Consider the following 21,637-nt stretch of genomic DNA (forward strand, 5'->3'; position numbering starts at 1 on the left):
TTGAAAAAGAACCGAGGACGGATATGAAAATCAGTTATTTTTCAATGAGATTACGAATTCTCTCTTCTTCGTCCGCGCTCAGTTTTTCCGGCCGCTCCTGGGTGGCGCGCCGACGCGAAAAAACGAGGATGGCGAATATTCCCGCAAGCGCCAGAACGATGGGCGCGCCCCACAAAAGTGCGGTGCGCATGCTGAAACGCGGTTTCAGCAGCACGAATTCGCCGTAACGAGACACGACGTAGTCGACAACAGCCTGATCGCTATCGCCTGCCACCAGCCTGTCCCGCACCAGAACGCGCAGGTCCCGTGCCAGTTCGGCATTGCTGTCATCGATCGACTGGTTCTGACAGACCATGCAGCGCAGTTGCGACGTGAGATTGCGGGCGCGCTGTTCCAGTGCGGGGTCTTTCAGCACCTCGTCCGGGTTGAAGGCGAAGGCCGGCCATGACGTAAACATGAGAACGAGAAGGAGCGTGAGCCCCGACACAACCTCCCTCATTCCGCCGCCTCCGGCATCGCGGCCGTTTTTGCCGGCTTCGCCTTGCGGCTCGGTGCGCCCACCCTCAACCGTCTGTCGGAGAGCGATATCAAACCGCCGGCCATCATGAACAGCGTGCCGCCCCAGATGCACAGGATGAAGGGTTTCCACCAGATGCGCACTACCATGCCGCCATCCGCCATCGGGTCACCGAGCGAGACGTAGAGCTGGCTGAGGCCGAACGTCAAAATGCCCGCTTCCGTGGTCGGCATTCGCCGTGCGGTGTAGAGCCGCTTGGAGGACCAGACGTCGGCCACTTCCACACCCGCCTTGCGTATGGTGAAATGGCCGCGATCCTCGGTAAAATTAGGGCCAACGGCATGGCGGATGCCATCGAAGGTGAGACTGTAGCCGCCCGCCTTCGCCTCCATGCCCTGCTTCATTTCAAGAACGGTTTCGGTCTCGAAGGTGGTGACGGTGACGATGCCAAGCACGGTGATGCCAAGCCCCATATGGGCAAGTGCGGCGCCGAAGGCCGAACGCGGCAGGCCCTTGAGGCGTCGAAAAGCGATGCCGAAGGCCAGTTTGCCGAAATTGGCCCGATACCAGAGATCGGCAAGCGCCCCGAAGATCAGCCAGAAACCGGCTGCGATGCCAAGTGCGGCGAGCACCGGGCCGCCGTTCTCCACGTACCAGAGCGTCAGCCCGGCAAGGGCAGCAATGGCGGCCGCCACATAAAGCCGCTGGAAAGCGCCGAGAAGATCGCCGCGCTTCCAGGCGAGCATCGGCCCGAAGGGCGTGACGATCAACACCGGGATCATCAGGAGGCCGAAGGTGAGATTGAAGAACGGCGCGCCGACCGAGATTTTTTCGCCTGTCAGCGTTTCGAGAATGAGCGGATAGAGCGTGCCGATCAGTACCGTTGCGGTCGAGACCGTCAGGATCAGATTGTTGAGGACCAGCGCCCCTTCGCGTGAGATCGGCGCGAACAATCCACCCACCTTCAGCGAGGGCGCCCGCCATGCGAACAGCGCGAAAGCTCCGCCGATGAAAACGGTAAGGATGCCGAGAATGAAGATGCCGCGGCTCGGATCGGTGGCGAAGGCGTGCACGGAGGTCAAGACGCCGGAGCGCACGAGGAAGGTGCCGAGCAGCGACAGCGAGAAGGTCATGATCGCCAGAAGCACGGTCCAGATTTTCAGCGCTTCGCGCTTTTCCATGACGAGTGCCGAATGCAGCAGTGCGGTGCCCGCAAGCCATGGCATGAAGGAGGCGTTTTCAACCGGATCCCAGAACCACCAGCCGCCCCAGCCGAGTTCGTAATAGGCCCAGTAAGATCCCATGGAGATACCTGCCGTCAGGAAGGTCCATGCGGCGAGCGTCCATGGCCTTACCCAGCGCGCCCAGGCCGCATCGATCCGGCCCTCCAGAAGTGCAGCGACGGCGAAGGAGAAACAGACGGAAAAGCCGACATAACCGAGATAAAGCAGCGGCGGATGTATGGCGAGGCCGAAGTCCTGAAGGATAGGGTTCAGGTCCTGCCCTTCGGCCGGCACCCGCTCCAGACGCATGAACGGATTGGAGGTGAGCAGGATGAACAGCAGGAACGCGACGGAAATCCAGGCCTGCACGGACAGCACATTGGCTTTCAGCGTTTCCGGCAGGTTGCGACCGAAGACGGCAACGAGCGCGCTGAAAAACACCAGGATCAGCAGCCACAACAGCATGGAGCCCTCATGGTTGCCCCAGACGCCGGTCAACTTGTAGAGCATCGGCATCAGCGAATGGGAGTTTTCCCAGACGTTGCGCACGGAGAAATCCGAAACCGCATAGGCCCGCGTCAGCGCCGCAAAGGACAAGGCCACGAGCAGGAACATCACGACGGAGCCGAGCGAGGCAATATCCATCAGCGCCCGGTCGTTGCGGCGCGCGCCGATCACCGGCAGCGTCGAGACGATCAGCCCCACGGCGAGTGCCAGAACCAGAACGTAGTGGCCGATCTCATTGATCATTTTATCGCTCCGGTCTTGTCGGCTGAAGCCCCCGCAGGAGAAGGCGCTGCGCCGGAAGGTTGCCCGCCCTCTCCGGTGTTCTGCCACAGGCCCTTGTCTTTCAGCCGGTCGGCCACTTCCTTCGGCATGTAGTTTTCGTCATGCTTGGCCAGAACGCTGTCGGCAACAAAGCCATGGGTCGCGGCATCGAAAACGCCTTCCGTCACCACGCCCTGCCCCTCGCGGAAAAGATCGGGCAGAATGCCGGTATAGCTGACGGGCACGTTTGCTTCACCGTCAGTCACCGTGAAGCTCACCGTGCGGCCCTCCCCGCGCTTGACGGAGCCTTCCGCCACCAGCCCACCTAGGCGGATGCGGGTGCCGGGATTGACCGGCGTCTTCTCCAGATCGGCCGGCATGTAGAAATAGGCTATGGACTGGCCGAAGGCGAACATGACGAGCAGCACGGCCGCGACGATGAAGCTCATGCCGCCGCCGATGATTGCGAGCCGTTTCTGTTTGCGGGTCATTGCGTCACTCCCTGCGGCATCGCGCGCCCTTGCCCGTCCATGCGAACGGGTCCGGCGGAAACTCCCAATTCCTTCGCCAGCGCCAGAAGCTGCTTACCCTCTTCGCCCTCAGGCGGGAAAACCTGCAAACCGGCTCTCAGTGCCTCGCCCGCCTTCGCTGCATTGTTCAAGACGGAGTAGGCGCGCACGAGGCGCATCCAGCCTTCGAAATCACCCGGATTTTCCTTGAGCTTGGCGTCGAGGCTCGCCACCATGCCCTCGATCATCGCCTGCCGGTCGGCGGGCGTCATGTCTTTCGCCGCCGCCACGTCGCCTGCGGTCGGGCCGGGCGCTGCCTCGCCGCCGGTTCTGGCGATATGTTCCCGCACCAGCGGCAACCATGGCGCACCGGCTGGTGCATCCGCCGCCAGTGCTGCAAAGGCCGCACGCGCCTCCTGCGCCTTGCCCGCCTGCTCCAGCGACAGCGCCAGATAAAAGCGGGCGCGTGGATTGCCGGGTTTCAGCCGCTCGGCTTCGGCAAAGGCCTCACGCGCAGCCTCGATGACGATGCCGTCATTGCTCGCCACCAGTGTTTCGCCAAGTCCCGTCAGCCGTTCTGTGCTCGGCCCTTGCAGACGAAGCGCGTTGCGATAGGCAAGCTCGGCATCGCCAAGCCGCATCGTCTTGAAATAGATCGGCGCCAGGATATCCCAGCCTGCACCGTCGTCGGGGTTTTCGGCCAGGTGCCGCTCGGCACGGGCGACCAGAAGGTTCATGTCGTTACCGGGTTGCTCCAGACGTGCCTCGAGCGGCATGTCCGGCACTTCCGGACTTCCCTTCCAGATGTAAAGACAGAGGCCAAGTGCGGGCAGCAAAACGGTAATCAGGGTTACGGCGAGATTGTGCCGCAGCGGCCGGGCGCTGCTTTCAGCGTCTTGACGGGTATCGGCTGCGGCAAGCAGCCGGCGGCCGATTTCGGCGCGGGCATATTCCGCCTCCGTGTCGCCGATCAGGCCGGCGGCACGCTCGCGGTCCAGTTCGGCAAGCTGGTCGCGATAGACTGCAACCTCGCCGTCGCGGCGCGTCTGCGACACCTCGGTCTTCCGCATCAGCGGGTACATCAGGACGATGGCGACAGCCGCCGTCAATATCGCAACGACAATCCAGAACATAAGGCTCAATTACTCGAATGCACGGCACATGGAAACATGAAGCGCGGAGATGACGCGAATTTGAGACATCACGCCGCACCGCCCGGCGTCCAGCTGCACCGCTATAGCCCTTCCTGTCACTCGGAAAGGTCCATGACCTTGATTTACGTCAAAGGAGACCAGCTGCCATCGGCATTGCGACAGGCCGCACCGCGAACCCGGGTTTCCTTTTCATCGACAGTCAGCGTGTGGGAATATTGCCGGCAATTCTGGTTGCCCACCTGATAGGGCGCATTGGCAACCACCTGGCCGCTGGCATCGTCGCCGGTCCATGTCACCGGCGTACCGACCGGGGCGGTTTCCAGTGCGCGATATTCGGCCTCGAGCGCTTTGGTGCGGTCACCCTTTTCGAGCTGCAGACCGCTTCGTCCGACAATGCCGCCCTGCATGTTGGCAAGGAACGGCGTTGAAGGTTGTGCCGAACCGCCGAACAGACTGCCACCGGCCGAGCGGGTGCCCGTGGTGGTGCAGGCGCTCAGCATCGATACGCACAGGATCGAGAGAAGTGCCGGGCGTGACACCAGCGAACGCATCGTCACGGAGCGGCAGCCATCATACACGTCAACCAAACCCTGTCCTCTTTTCCTTACCGCACCGCGCGTTATATATCGGCATTGAATTTCTTGCCTTTTTTCTTGCCTCACGCAAGCTCTTTCGAGAGGCCAGGCAAAATCAAATCGGCTTTCAGGCCACCTATCCCGCTGCGCGAGAGGGAAAAGTGGCCATGGTACTCAGACACCACTTCGGAAACGATCGACAATCCGAGGCCGGTGCCCGGACGGCTTTCGTCCAGCCGCCTGCCGCGCTTCATCGCTTCACTTATCTGCCCGGGCTCCAGCCCCGGCCCGTCATCCTCCACGATCAACTCCACCCATGAGCGCCGGCCCATTTCGGGGTCGGAGGACGGGTGAGTGCCGGTCGCAAGCGTGACGACGACTTTGGTCTGTGCAAAACGCGCGGCATTCTCGAGAAGATTGCCGACGATCTCCTCCAGATCCTGCTGTTCCATGCCCAGCACCGCCCCCGGATGCTCGAAATTCAGCTCGAACTGCTTGTCGGGGTTGAGGCGGCGCATGACGCGCACCAGCCGTTCCAGCGCCGGCTCCGCTTCCACACGGGCAAGAATCGAGCCGCGCTGGGCGGCAATGCGGGCGCGCGAAAGATAAGACTGCACCTGCGCCTGCATGGCGTCAGCCTGCGCGCGCACCAGATCGCCATGCTGCGGCTCCAGCGTGCGGGCCTCGTTCAGAAGCACGGCAATCGGCGTTTTCAGCGAATGTGCGAGATTGCCGACCTGCATGCGGGCGCGCTCGACGATGCGCCGGTTGCTGTCGATCAGCGCATTGACTTCGTTCGCCAATGGCTGGATTTCGCGCGGGAATTCGCCTTCGAGGCTTTCCGCCTCCCCGCCCCTGATCTTTCCGAGCGCCAGACGGGCCTGATCGAGCGGCCGCAAACTGTAGAGAATCGCAAGGCCATTGACGACCAGACTGCCGACACCGAAGACGGCGAGCGCCAGATAAAGGCTGTTGGAGAAATTGCGCACATCGTCTTCAACGACATTGAGGTTGCCGGAAACGCGGAAACGCGCCGCACGGCCTTCACCATCCAGCACGACTTCCGTTTCTGCCACCCGCACCTTGTTGCCCGCCTCGTCGGTCACGGCATAAAACCGCTCGTATCTGTTATCGAAGGGAGCATCGATAATGCTCGGCACCGGCAAGGACGCGACGCCGAGCGAAGAGGAGACCAGCGGTGCGGTCTGGAAATTGCCGAGCGGCTCCACCACCCAGTACCAGCCGGTATCGGGCTGCGAGAACCGGAGATCGCCGAGCTGCGGGCTGCCGGCCAGCGTATTCTCGTTCGAAATCGTCACGGAATTAATGACGTTATAAAGCTGCGCCCGCAGAAGATCGGTGAAGCTCCGCTCTACGCCCTGCCGGTAGAGCGTCGAGATCACGACGGCAATGACCACCAGCGCCAGCGCCGACCAGGCGGAGGCGAGAAGAAGAACGCGGGCGGTAAGAGAGCTACTTCGCATCTGCCGGCGCTTGCATCCGGTAACCGAGGCCACGGATGGTCTCGATCAGATCAACCCCGAGCTTCTTGCGCAAACGTCCGACAAACACCTCGATCGTGTTGGAATCCCTGTCGAAATCCTGATCGTACATATGTTCGACCAGCTCCGTGCGCGAGACGACCTCGCCCATGTGATGCATGAGATAGGAAAGCAGGCGGAACTCATGCGAGGTGAGCTTCAGCGTCACGCCGTTGACCGTTGCCTTGGAGGATTTGGTATCGAGCTTGACCGGTCCGCAGACGAGTTCGGAGGAAGCGTGGCCAGCGGCGCGGCGGATGAGCGCACGCACGCGGGCAAGAACTTCCTCCACATGGAAGGGCTTGGTCACGTAATCGTCGGCACCGGCATCGATGCCCGCCACCTTGTCGCTCCAGCGGTCACGGGCGGTGAGAATGAGGACCGGCATGGCCTTGCCCGCCGCGCGCCATTTCTCGACGACGGTGATGCCGTCCATCTGCGGCAGGCCGATATCGAGAACGATCGCGTCATAAGGTTCGGTATCGCCTAGATAATGGCCTTCCTCGCCGTCAAATGCCTGATCGACAACATAACCGGCTTCTTTCAGCGCGTCGGTCAGCTGACGATTGAGATTGGCATCGTCCTCAACCACGAGAATACGCATTATCCGCCCTTTCCTTACGTCCCGGCCCGCGCGCGCGTCGCCGGTCATGCTAACTGTGTCGGATTGTTTTCCGATATTTCGGCGATGCGGGCAAGGCTACATCGGCACGCGCATCGTTACCTTGCGCGGGCGCTCGCCATTACCCTGGACGAGAACGGTAACTACACAGGACTGACCGTCACCGGAGGGATAGACCGAAAGAAGCTGGCCACCGGTTTCGCGCACCACGCGGGCAACGGCCGCGCCGCAATCGCTTGCAGCCAGAATGTAATGGCCCTGCAAATCAGCCTCGGGCGCCGTGAAACCGGAAAGCCCGGCTGCAAGCGTCGCGATGATGAGAGGTGATGCCATTGCACAAATCTTCCAAAAAAATCGGCTGCGTCTCGAACCGTATTGTGACCGAATATGTAGCGCAAAGCGTCTGAATGGCAAATGAATGCCGCCCCCGACGCCACGACGCACGGCGGGGACGGTATGGGCGCTAGTGGCGTCAGCGGATGGCACGGGTTGCCGAAAGGCGGCCGTAAAGTGCGACGAGGCCGCCAATTCCGCCCGCAACGGTCACCAGTCCCTCCGCCAGCTCGCCGTGCAGGCCGGCGGGAAGATCAAGACCAGCGACGCTGAAAAGCGGTGCGAAAACCGCAACCAGGGCGCCCCAGATAGTGCGCGATTGATACCATGCCTTGGTACTCTCCATAATCTCGTCCTTTGCGTTGTTTTTCAGGTGGTTGTCAGAGTGGGAGAACGGCGTGCGCCGCCACTCCCAGAGGCACCGCACGGCCGAGCTGACGGACACGCACGGAAATGTGATCCCGCAAGGTCGGGAAATCTGTGAGTTCGCCCGCTTTGGGGTACAGCCAGAAGGGTTCGGAGACCTCTGCCGTGCGTCGAACGGCCTCGCGATCCAGCACCTCCACGCGGTAACGCTCGAACGGCTCTTCCAGCGGTATCTCGCTCGCGTCCCAGCCATCGGCCTCCATCCGGCCTCGGCGCACCCAGCGCAGCAAAATGCCGTCCCTGCGCCGCTCGGCCGCAAGATGCACCGGCGCAAGCGGCGTTTCAGCCCGCAAGCCACCCTCGAAGACAAAAGGACCGGCGGGGGCGCCCGCCATTCCCGCAGCCTCGACGATCCAGTTCAGCCACCGTCCGCGTTCGGTCGCGGCGAGACCGAGCGGCTGCACCGCCGCGTCCAGCACCACAACAGGGGCGCCCACCGGCGCGCCAATGGCCAACGCATCTTCAGTGCCGCCAAGCCCACGCAACAAAGCGGAAAGCCGCCAGCGCGCGGGCACAATTTCCTCTGCGCGCGCGAAAGCGATGATCTCCCAAACACCGTTTGCGGCCCTCACCGCCATGCGGTTCTCGCCGTTCAGCACCGAAAGCTCCGTGGCCGAGGAAAGCTCGCCGGATGGCAGATCGATCAGGATGGTGTTTTGCCGGTCGAAACGGCCGGAGGGGCCTGATGTCAGCGGCATGGCCAACGTGCCGATCATCGCGGGCCGGTCAAGCACGGCGCGCTGCCGGTAGCCTTCCGTGCCTGCGGAGGACGAAACGACGATTGGCCGCCATGGCCGTGCAAAAACGGCAATCTGCGCCGAATTTTCAGACGCTGTGCCGTCATGGCGCGGCAGGTCGAGAAACAGCACCTCCGGGGCAAAACCTTCCGCGCCGTTTGCCCCGCCAACACGACGCTCATCCACAGCGCCCGAAAAAGCAGCGGATGCGGCGGAAAAGGCGCGCGCCTCCACCTGCCGTACAGTACCGTCCTCAATCCGGCTAACCAGGAACCTCCCTGCCGGAGCCTCCGAAAACACATTCTGCGGGAGACGGATGCAATCGCCGGGTTCCAGAGCGATATCTGCGGGCGGCAGGGCAAAACGCAGCGTGCGCCGTGCCTGCCTGTTGTCACGCAACAGGGCCTCAGCCGCGGCTTCCGCTGTTTCCGCCGGGAGTGCGGCGTTAAGGTCGAGCCGCATGACGCGGCTGCCGGCATTGTCGATACGACGCGAACGCACGCTCGCCTGCTCGTAGTCCAGCGCCGGATTGAACGAGGTCAGCACGGCCTCTGCGGCGAAATCGCTGTCATGGCCGCGATTTTCCGACGACAGCGGTTCGTCGTCCAGATCGGCCAGCACGGCAGCGTCACGCACGGGCAGAACCGCCGTATTGCGAGAGCGGAAGCGCAGGGTTCCGCCGTCCTCGGCCACATCCACCTGAAACGCCGACATCAGCGGCTCCAGGAGGTTGCGGGCCGAGGTCACGTCGCCCTGCACATACCCCGTCAGATCGCCACTGACGGCGGAGACGTCGAAGCCAGAAAATCCATGGTCCGTCAGGATCGCGGCGATGGTATCGGCAAGCGTGGCAGTCCCAAGCCGGCCGTTCAACCAATGGCCGGTACGCCAGTTGGCCCCATCGCTCCAGGCCGCGCCGTTCTGCGGAAAGGCGGGGAACGGCCGCGCATCCCAGGTCCACATATAGACGCGGTTCGGATCCACCATCGCCGCATCGCCCTTCCCCCTCCAATGGTCGAGATGCGCCTCCAGAAACCGTCGCTGCTGGCTATCGGCGCGGCTTCTGCGGGAAAAATAGGGATAAGCGTTTTCCGCCGATTTCGGATCGGGAAAGACATTCGGGCGCGTCGCACTCTTGTCCACCGCCGGGCAGCCGAGTTCGGTGAACCAGATCGGTTTCGACCCCGGCACCCATGCGGTTGGCGTCAATTTCTCTGCACCGCGCACCCGGTCAAAATGGGCATTCTGCCACCAGCTTCGCAGGTCCTTGTAGCGGAATACCCACGGCTTGCCCCTGAGACCATCAGTGATGGGCTTGCGCCGCCGCGCCGCGCGGTCGGCATGGCTGGCGTAATACCAGTCGAAACCCTCGCCCGCCGTGATGGCAAGACGGAAGGCGTTAGCATCGTCCGGGCCGCTCATACCATCAGGATTGCCGTTTGCGGCATCCTCGTCGCGCCAGTCGGAAAGCGGCATATAGTTGTCGATGCCGATGGCATCGATATCAGGGCTTGCCCACAGCGGATCTAGATTGAAGAAGACGTCGCCGGAACCGTCCGCCGGCTGATAGCCGAAATATTCGCTCCAGTCCGCGCCATAGGTCAGTTTCGTTGCCGGCCCAACAACGGCGCGCACATCCGCCGCCAGCCGCACCAGTTCCTCCACGAAAGGAAAGGCGTCGTTATGGTCGCGCAGGCTTGTCAGCCCGCGCAGCTCCGAGCCGATCAGGAAGGCATCCACCCCACCCGCCTGCGCCACCAGCGCCGCATAATGCAGCACCATGCGGCGATACCCCTCAGTGCGGTTGCAGAAGGTGGAAATCTCCGTGCGCGTGCCTGCACTGCGGTCGGGCGAACCTGCCAGGCCCGGTGCCGGAAAACAGGTGATGCGTCCGCGCCAGCCATAGGCGTCCTGCTCGCCTTTGCCGTAGGGGTCCGGCAGGCCGTTGCCGGCTGGCACATCCATCATCACGAATGGATAAAGGCAGACCTTCAGACCACGCGCCTTGAGGTCGGCTATCGCCTGCACAACGCTTTGATCATCCGGCGTGCCACCATAGGCCGGGCCGCCGCCGTGATGGCTGACGAGATGCGCTTGCCCGCGCGAAACACCGGCGACGGACCATGCTGCACTTTCCCTGTCGCGACCCGCCACTTCCACACCCGGCAGAATGCGGCATTCGCCCGCGCGCATGTCGGTGCCGAACCAGCTCACCACCAGCGCCACGCTTTGCAGATTGGGGCACAGCGCCTGCAATTCGTCGATCGCGGCCTGCCAGTCGGTCAAGGCCGTCAGGCAATTGCGGTTCATGATGCGGCTTTCACCCATGCCGGTGCGTTCCGAAACCTGCGCCGTGGCGTAACCGTGTTCCGTCGCACCGGGAATGACGGTGATGGCACGGATGGCTTTTTCCAGCCGGCCGACCGGTCGCACCGCCTCGAACTGCATCAGCGGAATGCGGTTGCCATAGCTGTCAAGCGGCAGGCGTTCGAACACGACATAGGCCAACCCGCGAAAGGCGGGTGCATTGCCTGCGCCCTGTTTTGCCTCGATCAGCGGATCCGGTAATTGCGTCTCGCTGCCGGGATAAAAGCGCATCTCGATGGCGCTCAGGTCCAGTTCCCGCCCATCGGCCCAGACGCGCCGCAGCATGGCCGCCTCGCCCTCGCACAGCCCGACGGCGAGATTGGCGAAATAGCGAAAGGACGCGACCTTCGGGCCGCGATTGCCCTTGCCGCCGCGACGTGTCACCTCGACGCTTTCCTCGAAACGCGTCGCCCAGATCAGCGTGCCGCCGATCCTCGCCGTGCCGTAAAGCCGGTTGATGGCCGCGCCTTCGTCCGCACCCGGAATACGCGCTGTGGAAAGCCGGGCGCCGGACACCGTCCGCCCGTTCGAAAGCAGCGCGCGGTCGACGGCATTGCCCGCCAGCGCGCCAGCCGCGCGGCCGATGATGGCACCCACGGGGCCGAAAACGCCGCCGAGTGCTGCACCAGCCGCCTGAAAGAGAATGGTCGCCATGGTCGCCTCGAAAAATGTCAGGGTTCGGGAAAACGGAAGACGCCGGCAATACGTCGCTTCCAGCCGGGCACCAGCGCCGAGCGCACCACTGCCGCCTGTTCATAGGCATGGATGAAATGCTGTGGCCCGGCGAGGATGCCGAGATGTTTCGCCGCTGCATCGGCCCGCCAGCGGAACAGCAGCAGGTCGCCCGGCATCGCCTCTTCCATATCAGGCACCGCCGAAAAATAACGTGTCGCGGCATCCAGCAGCCGGTCCTCGCCGCCCCGCTCGGCCCAATCTGGTGCGTAGGGCGGCGGCAGTTCCGGTTCCTCGCCGTAAAGCGAGCGCCAGATGCCCCTGACAAGGCCGAGGCAATCGCAGCCAACGCCTTGCAACGACGCCTGATGCCGGTAGGGCGTGCCGATCCAGCCTTGCGCGAGCGCCAGCACTTTTTCTGAGGTACTGCTCATGGAAACAGCGCCTCGCCGTCATGGGTCTGGCCGCCGCTGGCGTAGGAATAGGCGAAATCCGCCCCCGGCAGATGCGGAAAGCCACGAAAGTTCAGGTAATTGGCGAATTTCGCCTTGCAGGTCGCAAAACTCTTGTCGCAACCGGCGATGACGGAAAAAACATCACCCGGCTGCGGCGGTTGCTCCGGAGCGAGCCACAAGGACAGAAGCGTGCCGCCATCGCGTTTCTCGTGGCCGTCGAGATCGAAACCCTTGCCGGCAAGTTGGCCGCTCAGAAACTGCAATTTCCCACGGCTGAAGAAACCATCGGCGAAAGCGTCCAGCCCTGTCACCAGCAGGTTGCCCGCCGCGTCCGTGCCCGCAACGCTGCCGGTGCCGGTAAATCGCTTGAGATCGACGCCGCATCGCCGATCACCAAGGGCGGCATCGCAGCGCCGCCCATAGACCCTGCCCTGCGGCTGGGAAAGACGATGGGCGATGCTGCGCAGCTCGGCACGAAACGCTCCGCCCGCCCGTGTCACCTCGCCGATTTCGCGCATGTTCAGCAGCACATGCTGTTCCGGCGCCTGCCAATTGACGAGGTAGAGCGCCACCTGCGCACCATCGAAACGTCCGGCGGCCAGATCGCTTTCGGAAATCGCCTCACTGGCAAAGCCGCCCGTCACTTCGCCCGCACTCGCGCCAAGTCCGGCCTCGCTGTCGCTGTCACTCGCACCAAAGCCGCTTGCGGCCAGATAGGCAGTACCGGCGAAGGAAAGGGTCCCGTCATGGTCGGTAAAACCGATGACCTCGCCGTCCTTCAGCGTCACTTTCCAGCAATGGCAGGTGGTCGTGGCCTCTCCCGCCAGATGTTCGGCCAAAGCGGCAGGAATGGTCTTCATGGCAGGATTTCCATCAATGGAATGGAGGGAATGCGGCCCGCCTCGAAGGCGGTAAGGTTCACGTCGATGCGGTCGATTGCAAATCGCACCGGCACGTCGAATTCGAAACCGGCCCGGATTGCGGCACCGGCAGGCGGCGCCTTACCGGCGCGAAACGTCACCGTACCGGTCGCGTGGTCGACCGAAAAATCCGACAAAACGGCTTTCACCCCATCGACTGAGATGATGACCGAAGCCTCGACCGGCTTCGCCACCCGCCGGGTGAAGGAACCGCCCGCATCGGCATAGGTCTTCACCAGCTGAAAAGCCGTCGTCGTGCCGTCACCGGTGCCAATCGTCTGGTCGCTTGCAGCAGGTGTCTGGCCCGGCGGACATGATTTGAAATCCACCGGGTCGCGAAACCGAAAACCATGGAGTTCACCGCGCCGCGCCTCGAAAAAGGACAGCACCTCGTAAAGATCGGCAACGGAGCGAATGCCCGATCCTGCGTCATAGGCGCGTCTGGCATTCTTCCAACGCTGGTTGCGGTTCTCCCGCCCATTGGAAAGGTTGACGATATCGGTTCTCCTTACCGGCCCGCCGCTTACGCCAAGCGCCAGCCTGAGCGGAAACCGCACTTCATGAAATGCCGCCATGTCGTTGTTCCTGGATTCGTTTTGATAGTCTGGGAAAGATGGAAGGGTCACGCTCGACACAGAGGTCTTGCAGGGAGGAGGTTCAATCCGTCACAGGCCGCGCTGGCCACGCCCGACGCTGCGCGCCAGCATGGCGGCGATCTGGCCTTCACTTTTTCTGAAGCTCGCCGCATCCGTCGCCGTCACATTGAAAACGATCTGCGCGCCGCCGCCACCCGCCGGTGCGGCAACACCGAGCGCCCCATCCGAACCACGCTTCAGCGGCAGGATCGCCTCGGCACCCGCTTCGCCCATCAGGCCAAGCCCGCCGCCCATCGGGAAGAAGGCCGGGCTTGCGACCACACCGCCATCGGCAAAGGGCGTGATACTGCGTCCGGGCACCCCGCCATCGGCAAAGGCAAACAGCGAACCGCCGCCATTCAAAAGCCCGCCCACAGCATTGCCGATCATGTTCTCAAGCGGCTTCAGCCCGGCGGAAAGCGCAATGCCGGAGAGCCGTTCGCCAAGCCCGCGCAACAAGTCATCCAACCCCTTGCCGCCCGTCACCGCGGCCTGCATGGCAGAAGTCAACGCCGCCCCGAACCGCTCGGAACGCCGTTCGAGATCACCCATCACCTCCGAGAGCGCTTCCGCTTCCTCGCGACTGTCCGCAATCGATACTTCGCCTGCCATCACGCTTGCCTTTCTGATTCAAAACAGAGCCGTAGATGTTTGAATTGCCTGGTCGTTTTCACGAAAGATGCACGTCCCCCAAAATGGCAAACCACACTCACCCATCCGGAAACCGCCGCATCATCGCATCCATCGCCGGGCGGTCGAGGGTGTGGAAAGCGGGGCGGATACCGCCGGTCATGGCAAAGAATTCCCTTGGCGTCAGCCGCCAGAAGGTTTCGGAGGAAAGCCGCAGCAGGTGGAAACCGGTGTGTATTACCGCCCCCCAAGGAAAAGGACGCGGCGTTAGATCGCCCACCTCACCTGCTGCGGCACTCAAGGGTCCGGCGGCGTGCCCCTCGAACTGGCAAAGGTGGCTGTCAGGAGATCGGCGACGATGGCGGCGTGGCCGACAACGCCGCCTTCCACCGTGGCTGCGGCCACGTCCTCATCGGAAAACACGTTGCCCGCGCCGCGCAGACCTGCGCCGATCACCCGTATCATATCGGTTGCCTTCATACGTCCGGCTGCGAAACGTTCGGCGAGCGCGGTGAGATCATCGGCCTGAAAGGCGGTTTCGAGTTCGGCGAGAGCGCCGAGCGTCAGGCAAAGAACGCGCCTTTCGCCATCGATCAGCGCCTCGATCTCGCCGCGATGGCGGTTCGCCCGCCCGTAACGTAACCCTTGCGGCATCACAGTGCTCCGAAATTAAGGGAACCGGCCGATTCCAGCGCGGTCTCGAATTGCACTTCGCCATCGTGGCGACCGGAATATTCGAGCGCGACGATCTGGAACGGCCCGGTGATCGTGCCAAAGTCAGGAATGACGATCTGCCAGCCCGGAATGGAGCCGGCGAAAAATGCGCCACGCACCAGGGCATCGCTTGCCTGATCCTTGAAGATGCCCGACGCCGTCAGCGATGCCCGCTGCACGCCGGCGCCGGCCAGAAGCTCGCGCCAGCGCCCGGCGCTTTCGCCGTCGGTAATATCAACCGCCTGCGCGTTGAAGGCCAGACGCTTGGTTCTGAGCCCCGCCACGGTCACATAGGAGCCGGCGTTGTTGAACTTCAGCAGCAGGTCCTTGCCCTTCTGCGCCACCATGGTGTTCTCCCTCTCGTTTCGATTGATGTCGTCTCGTTTGATGTTGCCGGGTCGCAACTGGCCTGCTACCAAAAGCATTCCCGCATCTCGCACCCGCGATTTTCATCATGTCTGATGCCACCCCCTTCACGTCTCGCGCGCGCCTTATCGGCGTGCTTGCGGTTGGGCAGGTCGTCAGCTGGGGCACCGGTTTCGACATGCTGGCCATACTGGGGCCACGCATCGGACAGGAACTGGCCATCGCAAACGAGATCGTTTTTGCCGGTCTCACCGTGATGATGACGATCAGCGCCCTCTGCGGCCCGCTTCTGGGAAGAACGCTGGTGCGCCGTGGTGCCGCCCCTGTTCTTGTGGCGGGTTCGTTGCTCTTCACGGCGGGTTTTGTCGTGCTCGCCTTTGCGGGCGGCGTGATCAGCTACGTCCTCGGCTGGATCGTGATGGGTCTGGCCGCGACCTGCGGCCTGACGACGGCGGCCCATACCGCTGTGGTGGAACGTGTCGGCGCGGAAAGTGGCCGGTCGCTGACGCTTCTGATGGTGTTTACCGGACTTTCGGCAGCGGTTTTCCTGCCCGTCACCACCGTCGTAGATCAGCACCTGGGCTGGCGCGGCACCCTTTTGGTATATGCCTGTCTGCAGATATTCGTGCTTCTGCCACTCTATGTTTTTGTCCTTCCCGGACGAAGGACGAGCAATACTCAGGGCACTTCGAAAGGCGCTGCGGTCTCGACATCGCCTGTTGATACGCGGCGCGCCTTTCTGCTTCTGGCGGCAATGACGACACTTAGCGCCTTCACAGCCTTTGGCTTTTCGCCGCTCCTGCCTCTGCTGCTGGTCCATGCCGGCGCATCGCAATCGCTCGCCGTGCAACTGGCAGCCGTGCGCAGCGTGCTTGCGATCATGGCGCGCGGGCTGGATTTTCTGCTTGGAAAACACGGCAATCCCTTCGTCACCTGCATGATCGGCTTAGGTATGCTGCTCGCATCCTTCGTGCTGTTGCTCGTTTTTGCCCCGGCCATGCCCGCTTTCATCGGTTTCATCATTTTCTTCGGCTTTGGCGCGGGCGTGCTCACCGTCAGTCGCGCGGTGTTGCCGCTCGCAGTATTTTCACCGGAACAATATGGCCTTCAGGCCGCGCGTATCTCCCTGCCGCAGAACCTTGCCATTGCCGTGGCGCCCGTCATTTTCACGCTGGCGCTGGATCGCGGCGGGGTGGCGGCCATGCTCACCATCGCCGCCGTGCTGATCAGCATTTCGTTTCTGCTGCTGATCGTGCTCTGGCGCACCGTGCGCAAACAGAATTCCTGAACCGACCCTATTCCGTTACCGCCCTGAAACGCATTTCTGCGAGGAAGTTCCGTGTCTTCGGATCCCGCCGCGAACGGCTGGAGAGAAGCTGCAGATTGACGAGCGAGATACCGACAAGTGGAAAGGTGGCATCGTCGAGCAGGGTTTTCACCCGCCCGGCAATCTCACCCGCGCACCTGCGGCCATTGGCATCGCTCCAGATGTCCAGCGACAGAAAATGTTCTTCGGCCTTTTCCGTCGCCGTCGAGTAATCGCGGCTTTCAAGTTCGCCGATAACGATCAAGGGCAGGATGGCGCGCGGCAAAAGCCGGTCGACGATACCGCCGGGGATGAGCGCCATCAGAGCAGCGTCGCCGGAAAGTTTTGCGAAAATCGCCTGTAGAAGCACATTTGCGGCACTCACGGGCTTTCCTCCTCACAGCGGCAGACGATGAAACGGCGGGTCTCGTCCGGATCCATCACGGCCCGGATCGCCAGAATGCGCCGTCCCTTGCGAAAGCGCATTCCGGCAGCAATGTCGCTGCGCCAGACCAGCCAGACGCGGTGGGTGATTGTTACGCCCTCAGCCGAGGCCCGCTCATGCGAGGCATTCGAAACAGGTTCGATAGCCGCCCAGAGCGAACGCAGGAAACTCCAGCTTTCCGCGGCCCCACCCTGCCCGTCCGGTACCTCACTGCGCACCTCCAGCTCCAACCGCGCCGTAAGCTTGCCGGGGTCGAGAAAAACGAGGTTCATGGCTCAGAGCCCCACACGGCAGAACGGCGACACCAGCCGCTCGTAACCGGCCGGAACCGCTGCGGGTTGATTTTCCAGAGCAACGGCACCGCGGAAGGCGAACATCTGGGCCACATGCATCAGCATGGCGCGTTTCAGCGTATCGGGCACATCGGTTCCCGCCTCACCGTAACCGGCAATGAAGTCGATCTCGATGCCGTTCATCACCCGTCCGGGGGCTGGCGGGTCGCGCAGCCACAGCCGCGCCGGGCGCGCCTCGCCGTCAAGCAACCTGTCGGCGGCTGTGATGTCGGCCACGCGCCCTTGGCCGTCAAAAACCAGAATCGTTTCGATGGTTTGCACCGGTCCCTTACCAATCAGAATCATGCCACTCGGCGGCCACCGGTCGAGATAGAGCCGCCAGGTCTGGCGTATCAGGCAAAGTCCCGTCGTACGTTCCAGATGTTCGCGGGCGGTACGGATCAGCGCAGCCAGCAGCGCATCCTCGTCGCCGCCGTCGAGACGCAAATGCGCCTTCACCTCGGCAAGCGTCAGCGGCTCCGCCTGCGGCGGATGAATGAGGGCATAGGTCATGGGGTCTCCGGATATGGGACAGAAAGAATTCCGGCCGAAAGCGTTTGGCGAAAATGTAGCATCCGCACGCCGTCACCCCCGACTTGGTCCGGGGTGACGGGGAAGATTGTGGTCAATTCACCCCGAACTTCACCAGCTTGATCGCCTCGAAGTTCTGCACGCCGCCGCCCACGCGCTTGGTGGTGTAGAACAGCACATAGGGTTTTGCCGAATAGGGATCGCGCAGGATGCGTACGCCGGTGCGGTCCACCACGAGGTAACCGGCGCGGAAATCACCGAAAGCGATGGCGAAGCTGTTTGCCGCGACATTCGGCATGTCTTCGGCCTCCATCACGGGAAAGCCCATCAGCGAGGCGGGCTGCCCGGCGGCAGCGGGCGGATGCCAGAGATAGGCGCCGCTGGTATCCTTGAAGCGGCGCAGCGCGCCTTGCGTCTTGCGGTTCATCACGAAGTTGCCGTTCTGGCGGTGGCCTGCCTTCAGTCCATAGACGGCATCCAGCAGCACATCCATTGGCCCCGCGGAGGCGAAGCCACCCGCAACACCGGTGGCGACATAACCGATATTGCCCCAGCTCCAGCTGTCATTGGCGACGGCCGTATAGGAGAGGAAACCCTTCGGTTTGTTGGTGCCGTCGCCGGCGATGAACGCCGCTGCCTCCTGTTCGGCAAAGGCAATGTCCACTTCCGAGGCGATCCAGGCCTCGATATCCACGGCCGCATCATCCAGCAACCCCTGGGTTGCGGCAGGCATGGCGTAGAGTTCCATGGTCGGGAAGGAAAGTTCGGAGAGCTTCGGTGTCGTCGTCTCGGGGCGAGCCGCCGTTTCAGAAACCCAGCCGGTGGCAAATCCACCCGGCGAAAACGGCTTCTTCAGCACGGCAGTGGAAACCTGCCGCACGGTCGCAAGCGACCGGATCGGTGAAATCGCCGTCATGCGGCGGCCGATCTCGCCATCCGTTTCGGTGGGCAGCAGATAACCACCATCGGCGCCTGTCGATCCGGCAAAGGCCTTGGCCTCCAGATCGCGCAGCGCGCCCTCCTCACCCCGGCGGATATAGGCCTCGAAGGCGGCCTTGTGCTCATCCGTATCGAGGGAATGCGCCTGCTTGCGGCCGAGCGCCGGGCGCGCTTTCTTGAGCGCCAGATCGTCCATGATCTTCCGGTTGTCATCGAGCGCCTTGTCGATGCGGTCGAGCTTGTCGCGGGTCACGACGTCGGACCCCATCTTGCGTTCGATATCGGAAAGCCGCTGGTCGTTGGTGTCGCGGAAGGCCTCGAAGGCCTCCATGAACTCGTCGAAGGCCGCCGTCATCGTATCGGGCACGGCCTTCACCTGCGGCGCAACCGTCATTGCGGCCGGTTTGGTCATCTGGTCTGTCATGTCGCCATCCTTGTTTTCGGAAGTGTTTGTGAGGAAGTCAGCGTTTGAAGGCTGTGTCGAAAAGCGAACGCGCCGCGCGGCGCATGGTGCGCACCAGCTCGGTTTCGCGGTCGCGGAAGAAGCGGGCGTGTTTGACATCCGATACCCGCGCGGACGGCAGCATCGGAAAGGTCACCACAGAGATTTCCCAGAGATCGGCCTCCAGAATGCGCCTGACGCCAGAGCGTGCCGCCTTGCCGGAGCGCCCCTCCTTGCTGGAACGTACCGTGCGAAAACCGATCGAAAGCCCGTCCAGCGCGCCTGTCTTCATCAGCGAATGGACCTCGCGCGAACGGGCGACGCCGGGGGCGAGAACACCTTCCACGTAAAGCCCGCGCTCATCCTCGCGGATGGTACGCCATGCGCCGATCGGCTCGGCCGGATCGTGCTGGTAGAGCATCCGGATACCGCCCGCACCGCGTTCCTCGATGGAGCGGCGGAAAGCGCCGCGCTCGATCACGTCGCGGCCGAGATCGACCTCGCCGAAGACGCTGGCATAACCGGAAAACGTGCCGTCGCCAGCTATGCCGCGCAGTTCCAGATTGGCGAATTTGCGCGTGGCGGGGCGCGGCCCGCGATAGACGTGCATGGGAAACTCCTGCGATGTGAAAAGGGGGTGCCGCGTGGAGGCTAAGCGCGCGGACGGGCGTTGTAACGGTCGGCCACGCGCACCAGCAGGCCAAGCCCCCACCAGGCCACCATGCTGGCAGCGGCGGAGCCCGCCACCATGATTTCCCGGCCGGAAAGCGCGCCGGCAATCTCGAGTTGCTGCACGATCCACAGGCCCACGGGGCCGCCGAAGATCATGCCGCAGGAGACGCCGGTCACGAAACGGCTCGCCGCCTCGCGTTTGCTTTTCGGCAGGAGGTAGACGAGCGACACACCCGCGCCTGCGACGGCACCGGTGATGCGGGCGGCCCAGATGCCGCCTTCATTGGCGAATTCAGACATGGGTAATCATTCCGGTTTAGGATGTGAAAAATCGGACAGACGCGCCGCGTCGCCCGCAGGTCGGGTGTGCAGTTTCAAAACGCCATTTCGCGAGTCTTCAGAATCGCTTTAACGGCGAACCTCACAAAACGATTCCGCTGGTTCAGAAATTGGTCGAAGACGCAGCCCGGTGGCTCAAGCACGGTGGCTAATACCCCACCGCCTCCCGCTTTTCCTCGTCGGTCAAAAACGACGCTGCGCCGATCCTTGTCCACAGAGCGTCCCGCTCACCGGCAAGACCGGCGATCCTGTCGAGATCCGGTTCCAGCCGCAGCCCGGAGCCGAAAATCGGCGACAGCCAGCCGCAGAGCCGTGCCGCCGTGCGGTTGACGAGCGGCAGCACGGTGAGACGATAAAAAGCGCGGTTTGCTTCCTGGTAATTGGCATAGGTATTGTCACCGGGAATGCCGATCAGCATCGGCGGCACGCCAAGTGCAAGCGCGATGTCGCGTGCCGCACCGTTGCGTGCTTCCAGAAAATCCATGTCGCGCGGCGAAAGCCCCATGGCCTTCCAGTCGAGACCGCCTTCCAGAAGAAGCGGCCGGCCTGCATTCATCGCGCCCTGATAACCTTCCTCCAGCTCGCGCTTCAGCCGCTCATATTGCTCGGTGGAGAGATTGCCACCCTCCTTTGGCTGATAGACCAGTGCACCGGAAGGGCGAGCGGAATTGTCGAGCAGACGTTTGTTCCACTGGCTTGCGGCATTGTGCAGATCGAGAGCCGCGCCCGCCGAAGCAAGTGGCGCGAACCCGGCCCGATCGTCCAGTGGATGAAAAAGCTTCAGGTGCAGCAGCCCCAGCCCGTCACGTTCAGAGGCAATGCGCCTGATGGCGCGGCCCTCGGCACGATAATCGTAACCCACGGGCCAGCCATCCGCGCCTTCGATTATGCTCACCCGGTCCGGCCGCAGAAGATGCAGCTCGCGCAGTCGTTCGCCGACTACTAGCGGCTCGATATAGGCGTTGCCAGCCAACATCAGATGGCCATACAGCGTCTCGAAAAAGTCCGGCCCGCCCATATGAGCGCTGGGCTTGCCTAGAAGTGCGAGCAGCGGATGATCGCCGATCTCCTCATCGCCATCGTAAAGCAGCCAGCTCACCGATGCGGAGGCTTCTGCCACCATGCGGGCGGCGCGGTGCGCTATCGGGTTTCTCATGAAGCCCTCGCGGGCGAGTGCGGCGTAGGAGCGGCCGGTCCAGAATGCCTGACCACCCTGCGGCGCAACCGCCATGAAGCCGCCCGCCGCTGTCTTGCGTTCAGGCACGGCTCTGCCATCCGCCGGGCGCCGCCACGGCAGGGAAAACGGAAATCGCATGGAATTGTCCTTGTTTTAATGCGGGCTCAGTTTCCCGCCAGGCCCTCATCCCTGTGCTCGTCACAGGGATTCAGCCAGCCCAAGTCTTTGGACTGAAAGCACTCGTTTCGCCGCGCAGACGCGCGTCGGCTGGCTTCCTGTGAAAAGCACAG

At 62.9% G+C, this 21,637-nt stretch carries 25 protein-coding genes; 1 reads left to right on the forward strand and 24 read right to left on the reverse strand.

Annotation, left to right across the window (positions count from 1 at the left end):
* Window positions 1–34: 34 nt before the first annotated feature.
* The 17 genes from ACQZ5Y_RS01290 to ACQZ5Y_RS01370 all read right to left on the reverse strand — a co-directional run bounded on the left by ACQZ5Y_RS01290 (window position 35) and on the right by ACQZ5Y_RS01370 (window position 15,145).
* Window positions 35–499, reverse strand: coding sequence for a cytochrome c-type biogenesis protein (locus ACQZ5Y_RS01290; RefSeq protein WP_019564066.1), 465 nt, complete (start codon window positions 497–499; stop codon window positions 35–37).
* On the reverse strand, window positions 496–2,490 hold the full coding sequence (locus ACQZ5Y_RS01295) for a heme lyase CcmF/NrfE family subunit (protein ID WP_003512142.1): 1,995 nt from the start codon (window positions 2,488–2,490) through the stop codon (window positions 496–498). The genes ACQZ5Y_RS01290 and ACQZ5Y_RS01295 overlap by 4 nt, the downstream gene beginning before the upstream one ends.
* Complete coding sequence (ccmE, locus tag ACQZ5Y_RS01300; RefSeq protein ID WP_003512141.1) at window positions 2,487–2,999, reverse strand: cytochrome c maturation protein CcmE; 513 nt, start codon at window positions 2,997–2,999, stop codon at window positions 2,487–2,489. Before ccmE ends, ACQZ5Y_RS01295 begins: the two co-directional genes overlap by 4 nt.
* Window positions 2,996–4,150, reverse strand: coding sequence for a c-type cytochrome biogenesis protein CcmI (gene ccmI / locus ACQZ5Y_RS01305; RefSeq protein ID WP_162701104.1), 1,155 nt, complete (start codon window positions 4,148–4,150; stop codon window positions 2,996–2,998). Before ccmI ends, ccmE begins: the two co-directional genes overlap by 4 nt.
* 143 nt (window positions 4,151–4,293) lie before the next feature.
* Complete coding sequence (locus ACQZ5Y_RS01310; protein WP_025592860.1) at window positions 4,294–4,722, reverse strand: membrane protein; 429 nt, start codon at window positions 4,720–4,722, stop codon at window positions 4,294–4,296.
* Between the two features lie 107 nt (window positions 4,723–4,829).
* Entirely contained in the window at window positions 4,830–6,230 is a 1,401-nt protein-coding gene (locus tag ACQZ5Y_RS01315) for a sensor histidine kinase (RefSeq protein ID WP_003512137.1), read from the reverse strand.
* Complete coding sequence (locus ACQZ5Y_RS01320) at window positions 6,220–6,891, reverse strand: response regulator transcription factor (RefSeq protein WP_003512135.1); 672 nt, start codon at window positions 6,889–6,891, stop codon at window positions 6,220–6,222. The genes ACQZ5Y_RS01315 and ACQZ5Y_RS01320 overlap by 11 nt, the downstream gene beginning before the upstream one ends.
* Before the next feature lie 96 nt (window positions 6,892–6,987).
* Entirely contained in the window at window positions 6,988–7,242 is a 255-nt protein-coding gene (locus ACQZ5Y_RS01325; protein WP_003497070.1) for a hypothetical protein, read from the reverse strand.
* A 139-nt stretch (window positions 7,243–7,381) separates the two neighbouring features.
* A complete protein-coding gene (locus ACQZ5Y_RS01330; protein WP_003512133.1) occupies window positions 7,382–7,588 on the reverse strand; it encodes a hypothetical protein in 207 nt (68 codons plus the stop codon).
* Window positions 7,589–7,622: 34 nt separating this feature from the next.
* Window positions 7,623–11,426, reverse strand: a complete 3,804-nt coding sequence (locus ACQZ5Y_RS01335; protein ID WP_174049279.1) for a baseplate multidomain protein megatron — start codon at window positions 11,424–11,426, stop codon at window positions 7,623–7,625.
* A gap of 17 nt (window positions 11,427–11,443) precedes the next feature.
* Window positions 11,444–11,878 (reverse strand): C40 family peptidase, encoded by a 435-nt coding sequence (locus ACQZ5Y_RS01340; RefSeq protein WP_013635747.1) that lies wholly within the window; start codon window positions 11,876–11,878, stop codon window positions 11,444–11,446.
* Window positions 11,875–12,759: a DUF2163 domain-containing protein gene (locus ACQZ5Y_RS01345; RefSeq protein WP_174049278.1), complete on the reverse strand. Its 885-nt coding sequence runs from the start codon at window positions 12,757–12,759 to the stop codon at window positions 11,875–11,877. The genes ACQZ5Y_RS01340 and ACQZ5Y_RS01345 overlap by 4 nt, the downstream gene beginning before the upstream one ends.
* Complete coding sequence (locus ACQZ5Y_RS01350) at window positions 12,756–13,394, reverse strand: phage distal tail protein, Rcc01695 family (RefSeq protein ID WP_174049277.1); 639 nt, start codon at window positions 13,392–13,394, stop codon at window positions 12,756–12,758. The genes ACQZ5Y_RS01345 and ACQZ5Y_RS01350 overlap by 4 nt, the downstream gene beginning before the upstream one ends.
* 90 nt (window positions 13,395–13,484) lie before the next feature.
* Window positions 13,485–14,066 (reverse strand): phage tail tape measure protein, encoded by a 582-nt coding sequence (locus tag ACQZ5Y_RS01355; RefSeq protein ID WP_174049276.1) that lies wholly within the window; start codon window positions 14,064–14,066, stop codon window positions 13,485–13,487.
* Window positions 14,067–14,163: 97 nt separating this feature from the next.
* Complete coding sequence (locus ACQZ5Y_RS01360; protein WP_173992440.1) at window positions 14,164–14,385, reverse strand: rcc01693 family protein; 222 nt, start codon at window positions 14,383–14,385, stop codon at window positions 14,164–14,166.
* Entirely contained in the window at window positions 14,382–14,738 is a 357-nt protein-coding gene (locus ACQZ5Y_RS01365; protein WP_174049275.1) for a gene transfer agent family protein, read from the reverse strand. Before ACQZ5Y_RS01365 ends, ACQZ5Y_RS01360 begins: the two co-directional genes overlap by 4 nt.
* On the reverse strand, window positions 14,738–15,145 hold the full coding sequence (locus ACQZ5Y_RS01370) for a phage major tail protein, TP901-1 family (protein ID WP_174049368.1): 408 nt from the start codon (window positions 15,143–15,145) through the stop codon (window positions 14,738–14,740). The genes ACQZ5Y_RS01365 and ACQZ5Y_RS01370 overlap by 1 nt, the downstream gene beginning before the upstream one ends.
* 107 nt (window positions 15,146–15,252) lie before the next feature.
* Between ACQZ5Y_RS01370 and ACQZ5Y_RS01375 the strand changes: the two genes are divergently transcribed.
* Complete coding sequence (locus ACQZ5Y_RS01375; RefSeq protein ID WP_174049274.1) at window positions 15,253–16,452, forward strand: MFS transporter; 1,200 nt, start codon at window positions 15,253–15,255, stop codon at window positions 16,450–16,452.
* Between the two features lie 7 nt (window positions 16,453–16,459).
* On the opposite strand, the gene ACQZ5Y_RS01380 is transcribed toward ACQZ5Y_RS01375, so the two are convergent.
* The 7 genes from ACQZ5Y_RS01380 to ACQZ5Y_RS01410 all read right to left on the reverse strand — a co-directional run bounded on the left by ACQZ5Y_RS01380 (window position 16,460) and on the right by ACQZ5Y_RS01410 (window position 21,485).
* Window positions 16,460–16,855 carry a DUF3168 domain-containing protein gene (locus tag ACQZ5Y_RS01380; RefSeq protein ID WP_111783217.1) on the reverse strand — a complete coding sequence of 132 codons (396 nt, stop codon included), beginning with the start codon at window positions 16,853–16,855 and terminating at the stop codon, window positions 16,460–16,462.
* Complete coding sequence (locus tag ACQZ5Y_RS01385; RefSeq protein WP_065658132.1) at window positions 16,852–17,187, reverse strand: phage head closure protein; 336 nt, start codon at window positions 17,185–17,187, stop codon at window positions 16,852–16,854. Before ACQZ5Y_RS01385 ends, ACQZ5Y_RS01380 begins: the two co-directional genes overlap by 4 nt.
* A gap of 3 nt (window positions 17,188–17,190) precedes the next feature.
* Complete coding sequence (locus tag ACQZ5Y_RS01390) at window positions 17,191–17,760, reverse strand: head-tail connector protein (protein ID WP_174049273.1); 570 nt, start codon at window positions 17,758–17,760, stop codon at window positions 17,191–17,193.
* A 112-nt stretch (window positions 17,761–17,872) separates the two neighbouring features.
* Window positions 17,873–19,141, reverse strand: coding sequence for a phage major capsid protein (locus ACQZ5Y_RS01395; protein ID WP_041694343.1), 1,269 nt, complete (start codon window positions 19,139–19,141; stop codon window positions 17,873–17,875).
* Window positions 19,142–19,178: 37 nt separating this feature from the next.
* Entirely contained in the window at window positions 19,179–19,769 is a 591-nt protein-coding gene (locus ACQZ5Y_RS01400; RefSeq protein ID WP_065661221.1) for an HK97 family phage prohead protease, read from the reverse strand.
* A gap of 41 nt (window positions 19,770–19,810) precedes the next feature.
* On the reverse strand, window positions 19,811–20,131 hold the full coding sequence (locus ACQZ5Y_RS01405) for a DUF6107 family protein (protein WP_003512100.1): 321 nt from the start codon (window positions 20,129–20,131) through the stop codon (window positions 19,811–19,813).
* Window positions 20,132–20,318: 187 nt separating this feature from the next.
* Entirely contained in the window at window positions 20,319–21,485 is a 1,167-nt protein-coding gene (locus ACQZ5Y_RS01410; protein ID WP_113157848.1) for a phage portal protein, read from the reverse strand.
* Window positions 21,486–21,637: the final 152 nt, after the last annotated feature.

This window comes from Agrobacterium sp. A3-95 (assembly GCF_053521785.1).